The following is a 16,375-nucleotide window of genomic DNA, read 5'->3' as shown; positions in this document are numbered from 1 at the left end:
GCGCCGCGGACTCAGCCGGCGGCGACGAACCGCAGGTCGGAGGTGAGCCAGGCCCCGTCGACGAGGGTCAGGGTCAGCCGGAGCCGGTAGCTGCGGTCCTGCGGCCGGTCGCCGGAGGTCTCGTTGCTGACGTCGCCGCGGGTGGCGACGAGGACGACGGCCGAGGTCGCGTCGTACTGCGCCAGGCCGCTGGCGAGGATCTCCGAGCGCATCACGCTGCGCGCCTGCGTGGCCTGCCGCGCGAGGTCACCGGCGCCGTCACGGAACCGGGTCGCGAAGCCGCCGGTGGCCAGGTCGAGCACGCGGTCGATCCCGGCCTGTGGGTCGCGGTAGTCGTAGTTGCCGAACGCGGTGACCATCGTCTCCGCGGCGTCGATCACCTGCCGCCGGGCCGGGTCCGGCTCCGGGGTGCCCGGCTCGTCCTCCGCGAACAGCGACATGCCGCCGACGAGCCAGTCCGGTCCGGAGCGGGTGAGCGCGAGCGCGAACCGGGACGGCGTCACCGTCGGCTCGGCCTCGCCCCGCCGGGCGGACTGGTCGATGAACACGAGGACGTCGGCGGCGTCGGTGCTGATGCCGATCAGCCCGGTGCCCACGACCTCGGCCTCCACGACGGTGCCCGCGCTGTCGCCGGCGTCGCGCAGGCTGTCGGTCGTCTGCCGGTACGTCGCGGCGAACTCGGGGGTCATCAGCGCCGTCGCCGTGGCGACCTCCGCCTCGAGGTCGTCGAAGCGGGTCGCGACGATCTCCCGGGCTGCCCTCCCGGCGAACTCCAGAGCGGCGTCGCGGGCGGCCTGCGGGATCGCCGCAGGGGCGCCGCTCGGGGCCGATGCCGACCCGTCGCCGCGGGACCGCGACCCGGCCGCCCGGTCGTCGTCGCCCCAGGTGAACACGACGGCCAGGACCACCCCCGCGGCGGCGAGCACGACGAGGGCGAGTCCGGCGCCCAGCGCCCGGACGGCGGTGGTACGCCGTCGGCGGCGCGTCGCGTGGTTCCCCATGGGTCCTCCGGATCGGTGGCGGGCGGCGGGTGGATGAGCTGCGGACATGGTGGTGCCTGCGGGTGCCCACCCGGGCGGAAATGGCGAAAGCCCCCGGCCGAGGCCGGGGGCTTTCGCGGGTGAGGTCGGCCGCGGGGCGCGGCCGGTCGCTCAGATGAAGTCGGCGAGCTCGTTGAGGATCGCGGCCTTCGGGCGGGCACCGACGATGGTCTTCACGACCTCGCCGCCCTGGTAGACGTTGATGGTCGGGATGCCCGTGACGCGGTACGACGCCGGGGTGACCGGGTTCTCGTCGACGTTCATCTTGAGGAACGTGATCTTGTCGCCGTGGGCACCGGCGAGCTCGTCGAGGATCGGGGCGACCTGGCGGCACGGGCCGCACCACTCGGCCCAGAAGTCCACGAGGACGGGCTTGTCGGACTTGAGGACCTGTGCGTCGAACTCGGCGTCGGTCACGGCGGAGATGTTGTCGGCCACGGCGGCCACCCCTTCGGTTGGTTGAACGAGACGTCTGTGGACTTGAACCTACGCGGTGGCGCCGGCATTCCCGGCGAGAGCGGCTCCCGCGGTCGCGGCGGCGTGGTCGAGGCCGGCGAGGTAGCGCTCGGCGTCGAGGGCGGCCGAGCAGCCGGTGCCGGCGGCGGTGATCGCCTGGCGGTAGGTGTGGTCGACCAGGTCGCCGGCGGCGAACACGCCGGGGATGTTGGTGGCGGTCGAGCCGGGCTGGACCAGGACGTAGCCGTCGTCGTCGAGGTCGACCTGGCCCACCAGGAGCTCCGAGCGCGGGTCGTGGCCGATGGCGATGAACAGCCCCGTCGCGGCCAGCTCACTGGTCGCGCCGGTGACGGTGTCCTTGAGGGTCAGCGACTCCAGCGAGTCGGCGCCGTTGATGGACTCGACCACCGAGTTCCACACGATCTCCAGCTTGGGGTCGGCGAAGGCCCGCTCCTGCATGATCTTGGAGGCGCGCAGCTCGTCGCGGCGCACGATGAGGGAGACCTTCGAGCCGAACCGGGTGAGGAAGGTGGCCTCCTCGACAGCCGAGTCGCCGCCGCCCACGACCGCGATGTGCTGCTCGCGGAAGAAGAAGCCGTCGCAGGTCGCGCAGTAGGACACGCCGCGACCGGAGAGCCGCTCCTCGTCGGGGAGGCCGAGCTTGCGGTAGCCGGAGCCGGTGGCCAGGATCACCGCGCGCGCGGTGTAGGTGTCGGTGGCGGTCTTGACGACCTTGACCTCGCCGGTCAGGTCCACCTCGACGACGTCGTCGGCGATCAGCTCGGCGCCGAACCGCTCGGCCTGGGCCCGCATCTCGTCCATCAGCTCGGGGCCCTGGATGCCGCCCCGGAAGCCCGGGAAGTTCTCGACCTCGGTGGTGTTCATCAGCGCGCCGCCGGCGGTGACCGAGCCCTCGAAGACCAGCGGGTTCAGCTGCGCCCGGGCGGCGTAGATCGCGGCGGTGTAGCCCGAGGGCCCGGACCCGATGACGATGACCTCACGGAGGTCAGGGCGGAGCTCGGACGTGGCGGACTCGGACATGGAACTCCCCGATGGATCGTGGTTGGGACGGATGCGACGCCGACGACCGGCGGACACTGGGACAACGAGATCGTAGGCCGATAGATTCCGCGGCCGGTGGGTCGGTCGTCGACGAACGAGGGGGACGACTCGACCTACATGCCTGGTCGCGGGCCTCGCACGCTCGGCCCGCGGCGCTCTCACCCGGTGGCGGTGAGCGTCGTGGAGTGGATGACGTCGCCGGTCCCGCAGGCGAGCACCTCGGCCTCCTGGGTGGAGCCGACCGGCTCCCGGAAGGCGACCACGGCCGGCTTGCCGTCGTAGAGGACGCCGACGAGGTAGCCGCGGCCGAAGGAGGCCGGCTCGCAGAGGAAGTCGGTCGGGGCGGTGAGCGTCGCGCCGCCGTAGTCGGCGGCGGTCGGGTGCGGGAGGGTGACGTGCTGGAGCGCGACCAGGTCCTCGCGCAGCCGCTCGGCCCGGACCTCGCGGACCGGCTCGTCGGTGGGGACCCGCTGCGGGGCGACGTACGGCTCCGCGAGCTCGGGCGACGGGGCGGCGCTCGGGGCCTCGGGCTGAGGGGCTGCCTTGCCTCCGCTGTCGGCGGCGTCGCCCTCGGCGCCGGCCACGGCGCTGTCGCGGGCCGACTCGTCCTGGGCGAGCCGGTGGGCCGTGGCGAGGTCGTCCTTGCCGGGGCCGGGGTCGGACACGAGGCCGACGCCGACGGCCACCACCGCGGCCGCGGCGGCCGCGCCGAACAGGAGCCGGACGCGGCGCCGGCGCCGCAGCGCGGCCGGGTCGAGCGGGACGACGACCGCGGGCGCCTCGGGATGGCTGTGGTGCACCCCTCCCGGAGGGAGGGAGGCCGCGGTGCGCTCGGCGGCCAGCCCGGCGATGACACTGTCGATCCGCTCGGCGACCTCGACCGGGATCGGCACGGGACCGCCGGCGTCCGCGAGGGCGCTGCGGACCGCGTCCTCCTCGGCGGGGGACGGCGGCGCGTCGGTCGGCTCGGTGGCGTCGTTCATGTGGGGGGTTCCTGGCACGGAGGCCCGGTGGGACGGGCGGGACGGGGTGATCAGTCGACGGTGGTGGCCGCGGGCGGTCCGCGCGGCGTCATCGATCCGACGTCCGGGGGGCCGGACGGGTTCCCTGCCGTGTCCGCAGGTCGGGCGGCGGGATCCGGCTCGGTGGCGGGGCCGAGGTCCAGGACGTCGGCCAGGAGGAAGGCGAGCCGGGCCCGGCCGCGCGAGCAGCGGCTCTTCACCGTGCCCTCGGCGCAGTCGAGGATCTGCGCGACCTCGGCGACCGGGTAGCCCTCCATGTCGACGAGGACGAGCGCCGCCCGCTGCTCCTCGGGCAGGGTCGCCAGCGCGGCGCGGACCCGCTCCCGGCGCTCGGCGACCAGGCTGTGCTCGATCGGGTCGGCGGCGTCGCCGACGGTCTCGCGGACCCGCCGGTGACCGGTCTCGACCGCGTCGAGGTCCTCGGGCAGCGGCTCGGTGCGGCGTACCGACTCCTTGCGCAGCCGGTCCAGGCAGGCGTTGACGACGACCCGGTGCAGCCAGGTGGTCACCGCCGCGTCGCCGCGGAACGAGCCGGCGCGGCGGAAGGCGGCCACCAGGCCGTCCTGCAGGCCGTCGGCCGCGGTCTCGGGATGGCCGCAGGTGCGCAGTGCGACCGCCCACAGCCGGTCGCGGTGCCGGGCGACGAGGACACCGAAGGCCTCGGGATCGCCGGCGACGTGCGCGGCGAGCAGCTCGCGGTCGCTCGACGGGTCGCCTGGCGGCGACTCGCGCACCTCACTCACCACGGACCACCACCTCGGAGACCTCGGCCCGGAAGTCGCCGTCGACCTCGGGCAGGGCCGTCCACCACAGGACAAGGTAGCGAGCCTGGACCGGATCCGTCGCCGCGAGGGTCAGGATGCCGCCGCCGGTCCGGGTGGCGACCGGGTCGCCGGTCGGCGCGTCGGTGGGCGCGGTCGCGCCGGCGACGGCGTAGAGGGACACCCGGTTGGGGTCCATCGACCCCTCGTCGACCATCCGCAGGGTGACACTGTCGACGGAGCGGACCGTGCCCAGGTCGATCACCAGGCCGACGCCGGTCTTGAGGCCCGGCGGCGGACCCAGCTGGTTGTCGTAGTAGGTCTGCGTGCTCCACGTGGTGCGGACGTCGCCGTCGATGAGGTTCGGGAGCGAGCCCGGGTCCTCCTCGCCGTCGCCCAGGGGGTCGAGGTCGTCGAGCGCGAGGCCGTCGAGGACGGCGGCGCGGGCGACGTCGGTCTCCTCGGCGGTGGGGGTCTTCTCCGGGTCGCCGCCCAGCGCGGTCCGGCCGCGCCCGAGGTTGAAGGCGATCGCGATCGCGACCAGGAGCAGTACCGCGAGCGCGACCGCCATGGCCAGCCGCAGCCAGCTGCGGCCCGGCACCGTGGCGAGGTTGTCGGTGGAGTCCCCGTCGTCCGGTCCGGTGCCGGTGTCCCAGGGCCAGAAGCCGGCGGGCGGCGGAGCGCCGGGGACCTCGCCGGACGGGACCGATGGCAGCCGCGGACGGCGTACGCCGTCGGGCGGGTCGGGCGCGAACAGCGGACGCTCGGGCAGGTCCTCGAACGGCGGCGGCGGAGGCGGCGGCGTGCTCCGGGTGCGCAGCCAGGTGACGTCCTCCTCGCCGAAGACGGGCATGCCCGCCTCGGTGGGCAGCTCGGTCACCAGCGGGATGGGAGGCTCGTCGGGCTCCGGCTCGCGCTCCCGCGCGGGCTCGGGGAGGGCGTCCGGCGCGGGTTCCGGCGCGTGCTCCGGGTCGGTGCCGCCGGGCGCCGCGGGCGGTACGACGGGGATGTCGTCGCGGGAGGCGTCGTGCGGCAACGGATCGGCGAGCGCGGGCAGCCACACCGGCCGCAGCTCGTTGATGGGCGGCACCGCGCGGGCCAGCTGCTCGGGCATCCCGGTCGGGTCGCCGACGAAGGCGACCAGCTCGGCGGCGATCGCCGCGGCCGACGACACGTCCGGGTGGTCGCTGCCACGCCGCCGGCGCCGCGACGGGGCGGGTGCGCCGGCGCGCTGGTCGAGCTCGCGCCACAGCACGTCGAGTGGTTGCGGGACGCCGGCGACGACCTGGCGCGGGCTGAGCGTGCTGTCGTTCTCGCGCGGCGCGGCCGGCACGATCGAGCCGGACGGGCCCGGCCAGGTCGCGGTGAGCGCGCAGTGGAGCAGCCCGCCGAGGTCCTCCAGGTCACCCTGGACGTCGCCGGGCGAGAGACCGTGCAGGGCGGCATCGACGCACATCCCGATGATCCGCACCGCGCCGTACCGGTCGATGAGGACGTTCTCGGGGTTCAGCCGGCCATGGGTGACACCGGCCGCGTGGGCCCGGGCGAGGGCGTCGGCGACGTCGGCCACCAGCCAGGCCGCGTGGCGCGGGGCGAGCGGACCGTCGTGGGTCACGAGGATGTCGAGGGAGATCCCGGTGCCCCACTCGTTGACCACGAAGCAGCGGCCGTCCTCCTCCTCCGCGTCGAGGACCCGCAGGATCCGCGGGTCGAGCACCTGCGCGGAGGTGCGGGCCGCCTCGACCAGCGCGTGGGCGCGGGCGTCGTCGTGGGCGATGACGTGCAGCGCGACGAAGCGCTCGAGGATCCCGTCGTGGGCGCGCCAGAACCGCCCGCCGCCGCTCTCGCTCAGCAGGTCGATCAACCGGTAGCGGCCGGCGAGGACATCGCCCGACCGCGTCGACGTCGCCACCTCGACCCCCTGCTCGCCCTCGTGTCCCTCGTGTCCCTCGGTGTCCCCTCCGGGTCACCTTAGACCGGCTCAGCGCCTCCGCAGCCGCCCGGCGACGGTGTCGGCCACGGAGGTGACCTCGGACAGGCGCAGCGGCCCGGCGACGCCCAGCAGCGCCGCCCCCGCCCCGGCGGCGACGACGGCCACCTCGACCGCCGCCAGGCTCCAGTGCGGGCTGCCGCCGACGAGCTCGACCACGGTGTCGGTGACGACGATGTCGAGGAAACGGCCGACCACGAACACCACGATGCTCGCCCCCAGCAGGCGCAGCACGAAGCCCCGCCACCGGCGTACGGCGCCGCCGGGCGCCCCGCCCCGCCGCAGCCGCCGGACGAGCACCACGGACGAGAGTGTGGCGCCGACGGTGTACGCGCCGCCGTAGGCGAGCACCAGCATCGGCGAGGTGTCCCACGGGTCGACCCGCGACACGAAGAGCACGGCGAGGCCGATATTGGTGGCCGCGATGACGCACTGGACGTAGAAGACCAGGCGGTTGAGTTCGAGGGCGTAGAAGCCGCGCAGCACGAGGTAGTGCACGGTGAACGCGACGACGGCGAAGCCGAAGAGCACCATCGACGACTCGAACCGGTAGAAGTACGGGGCGGTCGCACCGTGCCCCCACACGACCTGGGCCAGCGGGAGGGCGATCGACGGCAGCAGTGCCGCGAACGGTACGACGACCACGAGCGCCGTGCGCAGCGTGCTGCCCAGCGTGGTGGCCAGCCGGCCCAGGTCGGCGTCGGCCGCCGCGGCGGACAGGCGCGGCAGGATCGCGGTGGCCAGGGACACGGTGATGATCGAGTGCGGCACCATCACCACCAGCATCACGTTGGAGTAGATGGTGATGCCGGTGCCGTCGTCGGCCGCGGCCGTGCCGCCGGACGCGAGGCGCACCACGACGACGTAGGCGATCTGGTTGACGACGACGAACAGCACCGTCCACAGGCCGAGCCTGAGGGTGTGGCCCAGGCCGACGCCCCGCCAGTCGAAGCGGGGCCGGATCCGCACCCCGCAGCCGCGCAGGTACGGCACCAGGACCAGCAGCTGCACCGCGATCCCGACCGTGGAGCCGATGCCGAGCAGGCGCTCCTGGCCGGGCGAGAAGGCGGCCTGCTGCTCGGCGGGGCTGGCCGGTCCGAAGGCCACGAGGTAGGTGACCAGCACCCCGATCGAGATCAGGTTGTTGGCGATCGGCGCCCACATCATCGGCCCGAACCGGCCGCGGGCGTTGAGCACCTGCCCGAACAGCACGAACATGCCGTAGAAGAAGACCTGCGGCAGGCAGAAGCGGGCGAAGTCGATCGCGGACTGGCGCTGTTCGGCGAGGTGCGGCGCGTCGTAGCTCGGCACCAGGACCTGCATGACGAGCGGCGCGGCCACCACGAGCAGCACGGTCACCAGCCCGAGGAAGCAGGCCGCCAGCGTGATCACCCGGTTGACGTACGCCGCGCCGCCGTCGGCGTCGTTCGTCATCGCCCGCACGATCTGCGGCACCAGCACCGCGTTGAAAACGCCGCCCGCGAGCAGGATGTAGAGCATGTTCGGCACCGTGTTCGCCACGGTGAAGATGTCGGCGTGCAGCGAGATGCCGAGCGCCGCCGCGAGCAGGGTCGAGCGGATGAACCCGCTGAACCGGGACACGACGGTGCCGGCCGCCATCACCGCGGTGTTCGCGAGGATCCGGCGCTGCTCGCCGGCGTCGCCGCCGGGCGCGGTGCTCGCGGAGTCGCCGTCGCTCACGACGCGGCCCCGCCGCGCGCGGCCCGGAACCGGCGGACCAGGCGGATGCCGATGGCGAGGAAGAGGATGCCGGCGCCGGTGCCGATGATCGCCCAGATGACGACCCCGACCTGGCCCGAGCGGATCGGCAGCTCGTCCTCGGCGCCGAGCGGGGTGCCGTCGGCGTCGGTGAGCCGCAGCCGGACGTTGTGAACGCCGGTGCCGTGCATGTCGGCGCTGACCGGGACCGACGAGCGGCTGTTGGCCGCCAGCACGATCGGGTTGGCCACCGAGATGGTCGCGCCGTCGTCGGTGGCGACCTCGATCCGCACGGTCACCGCGTGGTCGAGCGTGTTGCTGACCGCGACGTTGAAGCTGCCGGAGCTGCTCGACAGGGTGACCCCCTGCGGCGCATCGAGGTCGACCTGACCGAGCTGCTCCTCCACCCAGGCGCGGGAGCGGCCCAGGCGCGGCCCGGCGTCGGCGTCGTCGCGCAGGGCGTACGACGTCCCGGCCAGTGCCTCGCCGACCACCGTCTCGCCGATGGCGTAGCCGTCGCCCAGGATGCTCTGCAGAGCCCGGGCCGCGCGGATCAGGCTGCCGGCCTCGTTGAACACGCTCGCGTCCAGCTGGGCGGCGACCTGGCCCTGCGGGTAGGCGAGGTCGTCGGGGTCGATCTGGCGCTGGGCGGCGTCGTCGGTGTCGGTGGCGAGGTCGTTGGTCCGGGTGACGGTGGGCAGGTCGACCAGGGTCACCGGGCCGTCGTCCAGGCCCGCCCAGAACTCACGGGCGCCGGCGGCGTCGATGCTCGACGGGAGCACGACCACGAGCGGATCGGGCCGCTGGTCGCCGGCCCGGAGGATCCGGATCACCGCCTCGCTGAGCAGCCGCTGGCGCAGCGCGACGGGGGCCAGGGCCGGGTCGGGGCCCGGGCCGCCGCGTGCGGTCGCGGTGCTGGTGGCCACGATCGGCCGGTCCCCGACGAGGCCGCCCACCGGAGCGCCGTCGGGGAAGTCCTCGGCCGGGAACATCTGCTCGCCGAGCAGCACGGTCGCCGCGTCGTCGACGTCGCCGATCGCGGCGGCGTCGAGGTAGCCGTTGCGGGACGCCACGACCGGGGTGGACTCGATGCCCCAGGCGGTCAGCGTCGGCGACGCGTGCTTGCGGGCGGTCGGGTACAGGCTGGGCAGGGACCGCGCCGCGGCGGCGAGATCGGGGTCGCCGTACGGGAGCGCGGCGACGGTGTCGTCGGGCAGCACCGTGGCCGCCCGCTGGAGCCAGGCCTGGGCGGCGCGGACGAGCGGGTCGTCGGGGTCGAGGGTCGTGGTGCCGACGTCGGCGGCGTCGTCGGCGCCCTCGCCGGCCCCGTCGGCCCCGCCCTCGCTGGCCGACCCGCTCGGTGAGGGGTCCTCGCTCTCCGACGGCTCGTCGTCGGGCGCGACCGGCGTGATCGCGCGGACCGGGTTGCCGGCCGCGAGCTGGTTGACGGCGTCGGCGACCGCGGGGTCGAGCAGCCAGGTCACCGGGGCGGTGGTGCTCGCCGCACCGAACGCGAGCGGGCCGCCGAGGACGCCCTCCGGGGAGAGCGCTTCCTCCCACCAGTCGGTGCGGCCGAGCTCGCCGTCAGCCGAGTGGGCCACCCGTCCGCGCAGCGGTACGACGACCGCGGTGTCGACCCGGGCGGAGGTGCCCGGCTCGACGTACGGGAGGAAGGTGCGGGCCCGCCCGTCGGCCAGGGTGTCGCGACCGTCGGGGTTCTCGCCGAGGGCATGCACACCGAACCAGTAGACGCCGGTGGTCGGGTTCGCGAACACGTCGCGCAGCACCCGCTGCGGGATCCGGAGCGCGAAGGTCTGGGTCTCGCCCGGGCCGAGGGTCTCGATCTGCGCCTGGACGACCGGTTCGTCGGTCTTGCGCACGCCGACCTGCGCCTCGGGATCGGTGGCGGCCGCGTCCGTCAGCTCGTCCTCGGTGGTCATGGCCGGGGGGCAGCCGAGGCAGTCGTCGCCGGCGCCGAACATCGGGTAGAGGTTGATCCGCTGCCAGGTCTCGAGGTCGACGTTGGTGACCTGTCCGCGGACGACCAGCGGACCCTTGCGGGGCAGCACGCCGGGGGTCAGCTCGTCGATGGTCACCTCGAGCGGCGGGTCGTACTCCGCGTTCTTGGGCGCCCTCTCGGCGGCGTTCTCGGGCGCGGCCGCCGGCCGGGGTCCGGCCGGGGCCCCGGAGGCGGCGGGCGCTCCGGCCAGTGCCGGCGCGGTGAGGCCGAGGAGCAGAGCGGTCGCCAAGCCTGCGAGCAGGCGGGAAGGACGGCGGACCACGCACCGAGGGTAGTGGGGGCCCCGGCGGCGGCCGTCCCCGACGACGGAAGAAGGACGCGAGAGGGCACTGCATTTCAAACAGGCTAGAAGTTTTCCCCTACCTCTTGCGCTAGACAGCCTTACAGTTCAATATTCATGAAACGCTGGTGCTCGTGGCGCCGGTCAGCCGATCGCCCGGAGCGACCATCCCCAAGTGAGGTGCCTGTCATGGCCCATCAGCCCACCACGGCCACGTCCTCGTCCTCGTCCGACGCCGCGCCGATCCTGACGGTCGGTTTCGAGGAGCGGCTGAGCGTCCCGAGAACCGGACTGTTCGGCGTGCAGCACCTGCTGGCCCTGACCGGCATCTGGTTGTTCCCCAGCATCATCGGGGCGACGCTCGAGCTCTCGGCCGAGGAGACCGGCTGGATCACCCAGGGCTGCTTCTTCATGACCGGCCTGATCACGGTGCTGCAGTCCTCGCGCCTGTTGCGCCTGCCGATCGTGCAGGGCCCGACGGCCGCGTTCATGCTGGCGATCGTCTCGTCGGGGCTGGCCTTCGGCCTGGACACCGCCTTCGGCTCGATGGTCGTCGCCGGCCTGATCTTCGCGCTGCTCAGTCTTCCCAGCCGGCGCTTCGGTCTCTTCGGCCACGTCGCCCGGCTGGCGTCGGACCCGATCCTGTTCGGCACGCTGTTCGTGATCATCGGGGCCCAGTTGGCCGCGATCGGGCTCAGCGGCTGGTTCGGCACCCCCGGCGCGGACGGCTTCGGCATGCCGTACTTCCTGATCAGCGTGGCCACCGTGCTGGCCGTGGTCTGCTTCACCATCTTCGGCCGGAACACCGTGCTGCGCCGCGCCTCGATCTTCTTCGGGATCGTCGCGGGCACGGTGGTCGCGGCGCTCGCCGGCCAGTGGGACCTGCCCAGCCTCGGCGGCGCCTCGGTGGTCGGCACCCCCGAGCTGCTCGGGTTCGGCTTCGACGTCGAGTTCTCCGTGGTCGTGCTGATGCTGCTCGCCTTCTTGCAAGCGGGCACCGAGTCGGCCGGGATGTACCAGATGATCGGCGGCTGGGGTGGTCAGCGGATCAGCGTCGAGCGCACCAACCGCGGCGTGTTCACCGAGGTGGTCGGGACCTCCGTCGGTGCCCTCTTCGGTGGCATCGGCACGACGTCGTACCCGGAGAACGCCGGCATCGTGCGGATGTCGGGCATCGGCAGCAGGTTCGTCACCATGACGGCCGGCTTCGCCGCGATCGTGCTGGCCTTCCTCCCCAAGGTCGGCCTGTTCGTGGCGAGCCTGCCGATGCCCGTCCTCGCCGCCGCCTCGACCATCCTGTTCGGCATCATCGCGATGTCGGGAGTGCAGATGATGGCGACCGTACGCTGGGACGAGTTGAACATGATGGTGGCGGCGCCGGCCTTCATCGTCGCGCTCGGCACCCAGTTCCTGCCGGCCGAGATCGTCGACGACCTGCCCGAGGAGGTGGCCAGCATCGTGACCTCGCCGATGATGGTGGGCGTGATCCTGTTGCTCGTGCTTCACCTGGTCATCAACTACGGCATCCGACCGCTCCTGGAGAGCGGGTCGAGGGCGTGACCGTCATCCGGCTCGGGCTGGCCCAGGTGGAGACGTCCTTCGGCGACCAGGAGCAGCAGAACCTGGTGCGGGCGTTGGACCTGGTCCGCCAGGCCGGCGAGCGGGGGGTGGACCTGCTCGCCTTCGCCGAGAACTTCCCGGGGCCGTTCACCGAGGCGAACCGCTACGAGGTCGCCGAGCCGATGGCGCGCGCGGCCCGTGAGCACGGGGTGGCCCTCGCCTACGGCACCTCCCTGCCCGACCCGCACCGCCCCGGCTCCTTCAACATCACGACCGTCGTGGTCGACGATCGCGGCGAGGAGCGGGGCGCCTACCGGCGTACGCACCCGGTGGGCCCCTACATCTACCGCGACAGCCCGGAGTGGAACTTCGACTACGTGGCTGCCGACGACTTCCCGGTGATCGACATGCCGTGGGGGAAGCTGGGCATCTCCATCTGCTCGGAGGTGCACCTGCCGGAGGTGACCAGGATCCTCGCGCTCCGGGGGGCGGAGGTGGTGCTCTACCCGAGCGGCCTCCTGATCGACGAGCTCGGCTACACCGAGGCCTGGCAGACGCTGGTCCACGCTCGGGCGATCGAGAACCACCTCTACACGGCGACCCTGGTGAACCTGATGAGCCGCAGCGTCGCCGAGCAGTTCGCGGGCGAGAGCTTCGAGAGCTCCGGCCCGGGCCTGACCCGCGGCATCGGCATGGTCGCCTCTCCCGAGGGGATCCTGGCGCGCTCGCCCGAGCCGGGGATCCTGGTCGCCGAGCTCGACCTGGAGCGGACCCGCTACCTGCGGCGCACCACCGAGGAGCTGATCGTCCCCGCGCCGTATCGCACCATCCCCGGTCACCTCGACTGGCGTCGCCCCGAGCTGTACGGCGCCCTCCTCGAGGCCGCCCGAGAAGCCGCTCCGTCCGCGCGTCAGGGGTGAGGGGGCACTGCCGGGTACCGCGTCCGGCAGTTGACGACTTTCACTCTCGCTGAAAGTCTTCGACGGCACGCCACGGCCACGCCACGACAGGAGACCCCGCGATGGCATCCAGCAACGACGCTCGGACGGCGGCCGCCGCCGGCGATGCCGCGGACCAGGCCATCGCGCAGATCGGCGCCCGGGTGCGGCTGCTGCGCTCACGGCAGGGCCTGACGCTGAAGGAGGTCGCGTCCCGCACCGGCGTCAGCGTCTCGATGCTGTCCATGCTGGAGCGTGGGGTGGCCAGTGCCTCGGTCGGCACGCTGGTCTCGGTCGCGTCGGCGCTGGGCGTGCACATGTCCGACCTGTTCGACCGCGACGAGCCCGAGCACTCCGATCCGGTCCGGCGCCTGGCCGAGCAGCCGTCGGTGCGCACCAACGAGGGCGCGCGGCGCCGGGTCGCGCACAACGACGTCGAGTCCGGTGTGGAGCTGGCGGTCAACGAGTACGAGCCCGGCGGCGCCAGCGGACCGGTCGCGACCCACCACGACGGCCGTGAGTTCGGCATGCTGATCTCCGGCACCCTCACCGTCGAGCTCGACGGCCAGACGCACACCTTGAAGCCGGGCGACCTGATCGCCTACCCGTCCGACCGGCCGCACCGGATCATCAACAGCGGCCGCAAGAAGGCGGTCGCGGTCTGGGTGAACATCGAGGGACCGTGATCCACCGGTCGAGCGGGTGTTTCAACCGGATGAAGACTCGATGAACTAGTTCAACGTCGTTGACACTGTTTCAATCACAGTGCACGCTGGGGCTCCCGAAACCCTCAAGGAGCCCCCGATGAAATCCTGGCGAACCTTGGCCGCGACAGCCGCAGCCGCCTCGTTGATCCTGACCGCGTGCGGCAGCGAGGGGTCGGCGACGAACGACGACGGCGACCTCCTGGTCATGCTGTCGTACAAGAAGTCCATCTACTGGCTGCCCCTGCTGGTGGCGGAGGAGAAGGGCTTCTTGGCGGACGAGGGAATCAGCCTGGACCTGGAGGAGACGAACGGTTCGGGCTTCGTCACCCAGCAGCTCCTCTCGGGTAACACCGCGGTCGGGTGGGCCGGTGCGCCGGACACGGTGGTGGCGTACTCGAAGAACGACGAGGTCCGGGCCCTGATGTGCAACCCGCCGCAGAACATCTTCCGCATCGTGGTGCCCGAGGACTCCGACATCACCACGGTCGCGGACCTGAAGGGCAAGACCCTGGGCATCGCCGAGGCCGGAGGCGGCGAGGAGCCGATCGTCAACGCCTCCCTCGCGGACGCCGGACTCGAGCGCGATCGCGACGTCACCGTGCAGCCGATCGGCGACGCCGGCCCGGCCTCGCTGAACGCGATCCTCGACGGCCAGGTCGACGCGTACGCCGGCAGCTACCCCGACATCTCCACCCTCAGTGCCGACGGGCGGCTGGTCACCCGCGACATCACCCCGGCGGAGTACAACGCGATCCCGGGCGACTGCCTGATCACGACCGCCGAGCACCTGGAGGACGAGGAGACCCGCGGGCAGCTGGTGGGTCTGGCCCGGGCCTGGGCGAAGGGCGCGATCTACGCTGCGGCCCATCCTGAGGAGGCGACCGAGCTCGCCTGTGCGCAGGTGCCCCAGGAGTGCGAGGACATGGACTTCGCCGCGCAGTACACCAAGGACACGATCGCGCTCTCGGGCGTCACGGCCGAGGGCGACGAGCCCTTCGGCGCGGTTCCCGTCGAAGCCTGGGAGACCACCATCCAGGTGCTCGAGGACTCCGGCGCGGTCAGCGGCGACCTCGACGGGGCGAGGCTCGGTGGCGGCGAGTCGGTCGCGGACTTCGTGGCCGACTACTCCGACTTCGACGTCGCCGAGCTCCGGGCGGCCCCGTGAGTGCGGCGGCCACCCTCGCGCAGGACACCGAGCAGGGGATCAGTGTCCGCGGGGTCAACAAGCTCTACGACACCGCTGACGGTGGTTAGGTGCAGGCGCTGGTCGACGTCGATCTCGACATCGCGCCGGGAGAGTTCGTCTCGTTCCTCGGGCCCAGCGGCTGCGGGAAGTCGACCTTGCTGCACATGGTCGCCGGACTGCTGGAGCCGACCGAGGGCGTGATCGAGGTGCGGGGCACGCCCGCTGCCGCGGGACGGCCCGACCTCGCGATCATGCTCCAGTCCCCGGTCCTCTTCCCCTGGCGCAGCGTGATCGACAACGTGATGCTGCCTGTGGAGATCCTCCGCCTGGACCCCGTCGCCGCGCGTCGCCGGGCCGAGGACCTGCTCGAGCTCACCCACCTGACCGAGTTCGCGAAGAAGAACGTGTGGGAGCTCTCCGGTGGCATGCGGCAGCGGGTGAGTCTGGTCCGCGCCTTGGTCACCGACCCGCCCCTGCTGCTGATGGACGAGCCCTTCTCCGCGCTCGACGAGTTCACCCGTGAGCGTCTCAACGTCGAGCTGGCGAGCATGCACGACCGTCTCGGACGCACCACCTTGTTCGTCACCCACAACATCGCCGAGGCGGTCTTCCTCTCCGATCGGATCGTCTGTATGCGCCCCCGGCCGGGCGAGGTCATCGACGTCATCGACGTCCCGCTCCCCCGCCCCCGCACGCGTGACCTGGTCGGCGCCGCCGAGACCGTCGCGCTCGAGGGCCGGGTCCGCGCGGCCATCGCCGAGTACATCTGAGACGAGGACACCATGACGACCACCACCGCCACGCCGGCCCGGTCCGTGCGCACCGCCACCACGAAGGCGCGCAACCGCCGCCGGCGGGCCGCGGGAGCCGTCGGCCTCCCGGCCCTGGTCCTGGCCATCTCCGTCGGCATCTGGGAGGCCGCCGCCCGCGGCGGCCTGGTCAACGAGATCATCGTGCCCGCGCCCAGCGATGTCGCCGTGGAGCTGTTCGGGATGCTCGACGAGCAGTACTTCTGGGACGCCACCTGGGTCACGCTGGCCGAGACGCTGGCCGGCTTCGGCATCGGCGTGGTCCTGGCCTGGGTGCTGGGCACGCTGCTCGGGATGTTCGGCTGGGCCCGCACCGCCTTCTATCCCCTGGTGGTGGGCTTCCAGATCACCCCGCGCGTCGCGCTCGCGCCGCTCTTCCTCACCTGGTTCGGCTTCGGCCTCACCTCCAAGATCGTGATGGCGGCGACCATCTGCTTCTTCCCGGTCCTGCTGAACGTGATGGTCGGCATGAGCGGTGTCGACCCCGCCGCGCGGACGCTGATGCGCTCCCTGGGCGCCAGTCGCTGGGAGGAGTACGTCAAGCTCACCCTGCCGTCCTCCCTTCCCCTCATCTTCGCCGGCATCAAGAACGCGATCACCCTGGCGCTGATCGGTGCGATCGTCGCCGAGTTCGTCGGCGCCTCCCGCGGCATGGGCGTGCTGATCAAGTCCCTCAACTTCCAGCTCAACGTCGCGGCCGGCTTCGCGGTGATCGTCGCCCTGATGATCTTCGGTCTCATCCTCTACTGGCTGGTGGAGATCCTCGAGGCGCGCATCGTGCGCTGGCGGCACCACGCGGTGTGACCCGGTGTGGACGCCGGCGGC

Annotated in this window: 14 protein-coding genes; 6 read left to right on the top strand and 8 right to left on the bottom strand. The window is 72.7% G+C overall.

The window, feature by feature from the left end; genetic code table 11:
- Positions 1-11 precede the first annotated feature (11 nt).
- The 8 genes from QJ852_27180 to QJ852_27145 form a co-directional block, all read right to left on the bottom strand.
- Positions 12-1,001, bottom strand: coding sequence for a hypothetical protein (locus tag QJ852_27180; GenBank protein WGX96818.1), 990 nt, complete (start codon positions 999-1,001; stop codon positions 12-14).
- A 150-nt stretch (positions 1,002-1,151) separates the two neighbouring features.
- Positions 1,152-1,478, bottom strand: a complete 327-nt coding sequence (gene trxA, locus QJ852_27175) for a thioredoxin (GenBank protein WGX96817.1) — start codon at positions 1,476-1,478, stop codon at positions 1,152-1,154.
- Between the two features lie 48 nt (positions 1,479-1,526).
- Positions 1,527-2,537 (bottom strand): thioredoxin-disulfide reductase, encoded by a 1,011-nt coding sequence (trxB, locus tag QJ852_27170; GenBank protein WGX96816.1) that lies wholly within the window; start codon positions 2,535-2,537, stop codon positions 1,527-1,529.
- A gap of 179 nt (positions 2,538-2,716) precedes the next feature.
- Positions 2,717-3,541 carry a hypothetical protein gene (locus tag QJ852_27165; protein ID WGX96815.1) on the bottom strand — a complete coding sequence of 275 codons (825 nt, stop codon included), beginning with the start codon at positions 3,539-3,541 and terminating at the stop codon, positions 2,717-2,719.
- Positions 3,542-3,591: 50 nt separating this feature from the next.
- A complete protein-coding gene (gene sigM, locus QJ852_27160) occupies positions 3,592-4,326 on the bottom strand; it encodes an RNA polymerase sigma factor SigM (protein WGX96814.1) in 735 nt (244 codons plus the stop codon).
- A complete protein-coding gene (locus QJ852_27155; protein WGX96813.1) occupies positions 4,316-6,253 on the bottom strand; it encodes a hypothetical protein in 1,938 nt (645 codons plus the stop codon). Before QJ852_27155 ends, sigM begins: the two co-directional genes overlap by 11 nt.
- A 69-nt stretch (positions 6,254-6,322) precedes the next feature.
- Positions 6,323-8,032, bottom strand: coding sequence for a murein biosynthesis integral membrane protein MurJ (gene murJ, locus QJ852_27150; protein WGX96812.1), 1,710 nt, complete (start codon positions 8,030-8,032; stop codon positions 6,323-6,325).
- Complete coding sequence (locus QJ852_27145) at positions 8,029-10,332, bottom strand: DUF6049 family protein (GenBank protein WGX96811.1); 2,304 nt, start codon at positions 10,330-10,332, stop codon at positions 8,029-8,031. The genes murJ and QJ852_27145 overlap by 4 nt, the downstream gene beginning before the upstream one ends.
- A gap of 207 nt (positions 10,333-10,539) precedes the next feature.
- Between QJ852_27145 and QJ852_27140 the strand changes: the two genes are divergently transcribed.
- The 6 genes from QJ852_27140 to QJ852_27115 all read left to right on the top strand — a co-directional run bounded on the left by QJ852_27140 (position 10,540) and on the right by QJ852_27115 (position 16,354).
- Positions 10,540-11,910 carry a solute carrier family 23 protein gene (locus QJ852_27140; protein WGX96810.1) on the top strand — a complete coding sequence of 457 codons (1,371 nt, stop codon included), beginning with the start codon at positions 10,540-10,542 and terminating at the stop codon, positions 11,908-11,910.
- Positions 11,907-12,830, top strand: coding sequence for a carbon-nitrogen hydrolase family protein (locus QJ852_27135; protein WGX96809.1), 924 nt, complete (start codon positions 11,907-11,909; stop codon positions 12,828-12,830). Before QJ852_27140 ends, QJ852_27135 begins: the two co-directional genes overlap by 4 nt.
- Positions 12,831-12,931: 101 nt before the next feature.
- On the top strand, positions 12,932-13,534 hold the full coding sequence (locus QJ852_27130; protein ID WGX96808.1) for a cupin domain-containing protein: 603 nt from the start codon (positions 12,932-12,934) through the stop codon (positions 13,532-13,534).
- A gap of 118 nt (positions 13,535-13,652) precedes the next feature.
- Positions 13,653-14,720, top strand: coding sequence for an ABC transporter substrate-binding protein (locus QJ852_27125; protein WGX96807.1), 1,068 nt, complete (start codon positions 13,653-13,655; stop codon positions 14,718-14,720).
- Between the two features lie 89 nt (positions 14,721-14,809).
- Positions 14,810-15,511, top strand: a complete 702-nt coding sequence (locus QJ852_27120; protein ID WGX96806.1) for an ABC transporter ATP-binding protein — start codon at positions 14,810-14,812, stop codon at positions 15,509-15,511.
- Positions 15,512-15,523: 12 nt separating this feature from the next.
- The gene (locus tag QJ852_27115; GenBank protein WGX96805.1) at positions 15,524-16,354 is read left to right on the top strand and encodes an ABC transporter permease; all 831 of its coding nucleotides are present in this window, start codon (positions 15,524-15,526) and stop codon (positions 16,352-16,354) included.
- Positions 16,355-16,375 lie beyond the last annotated feature (21 nt).

Source organism: Nocardioides sp. L-11A (assembly GCA_029961745.1).
Classification (GTDB): Bacteria; Actinomycetota; Actinomycetes; order Propionibacteriales; family Nocardioidaceae; genus Nocardioides.
Note: the sequence above shows the minus strand (reverse complement) of the source record. Positions and strands in the feature narration are given on the sequence as shown.

Bases quoted from the DNA above. Each gene is read 5' to 3' on its own strand.
- trxB (WGX96816.1), bottom strand. From the start codon at position 2,537: ATGTCCGAGTCCGCCACGTCCGAGCTCCGCCCTGACCTCCGTGAGGTC.
- QJ852_27125 (WGX96807.1), top strand. From the start codon at position 13,653: ATGAAATCCTGGCGAACCTTGGCCGCGACAGCCGCAGCCGCCTCGTTG.
- QJ852_27180 (WGX96818.1), bottom strand. From the start codon at position 1,001: ATGGGGAACCACGCGACGCGCCGCCGACGGCGTACCACCGCCGTCCGG.
- QJ852_27140 (WGX96810.1), top strand. From the start codon at position 10,540: ATGGCCCATCAGCCCACCACGGCCACGTCCTCGTCCTCGTCCGACGCC.
- QJ852_27115 (WGX96805.1), top strand. From the start codon at position 15,524: ATGACGACCACCACCGCCACGCCGGCCCGGTCCGTGCGCACCGCCACC.
- QJ852_27130 (WGX96808.1), top strand. From the start codon at position 12,932: ATGGCATCCAGCAACGACGCTCGGACGGCGGCCGCCGCCGGCGATGCC.
- QJ852_27165 (WGX96815.1), bottom strand. From the start codon at position 3,541: ATGAACGACGCCACCGAGCCGACCGACGCGCCGCCGTCCCCCGCCGAG.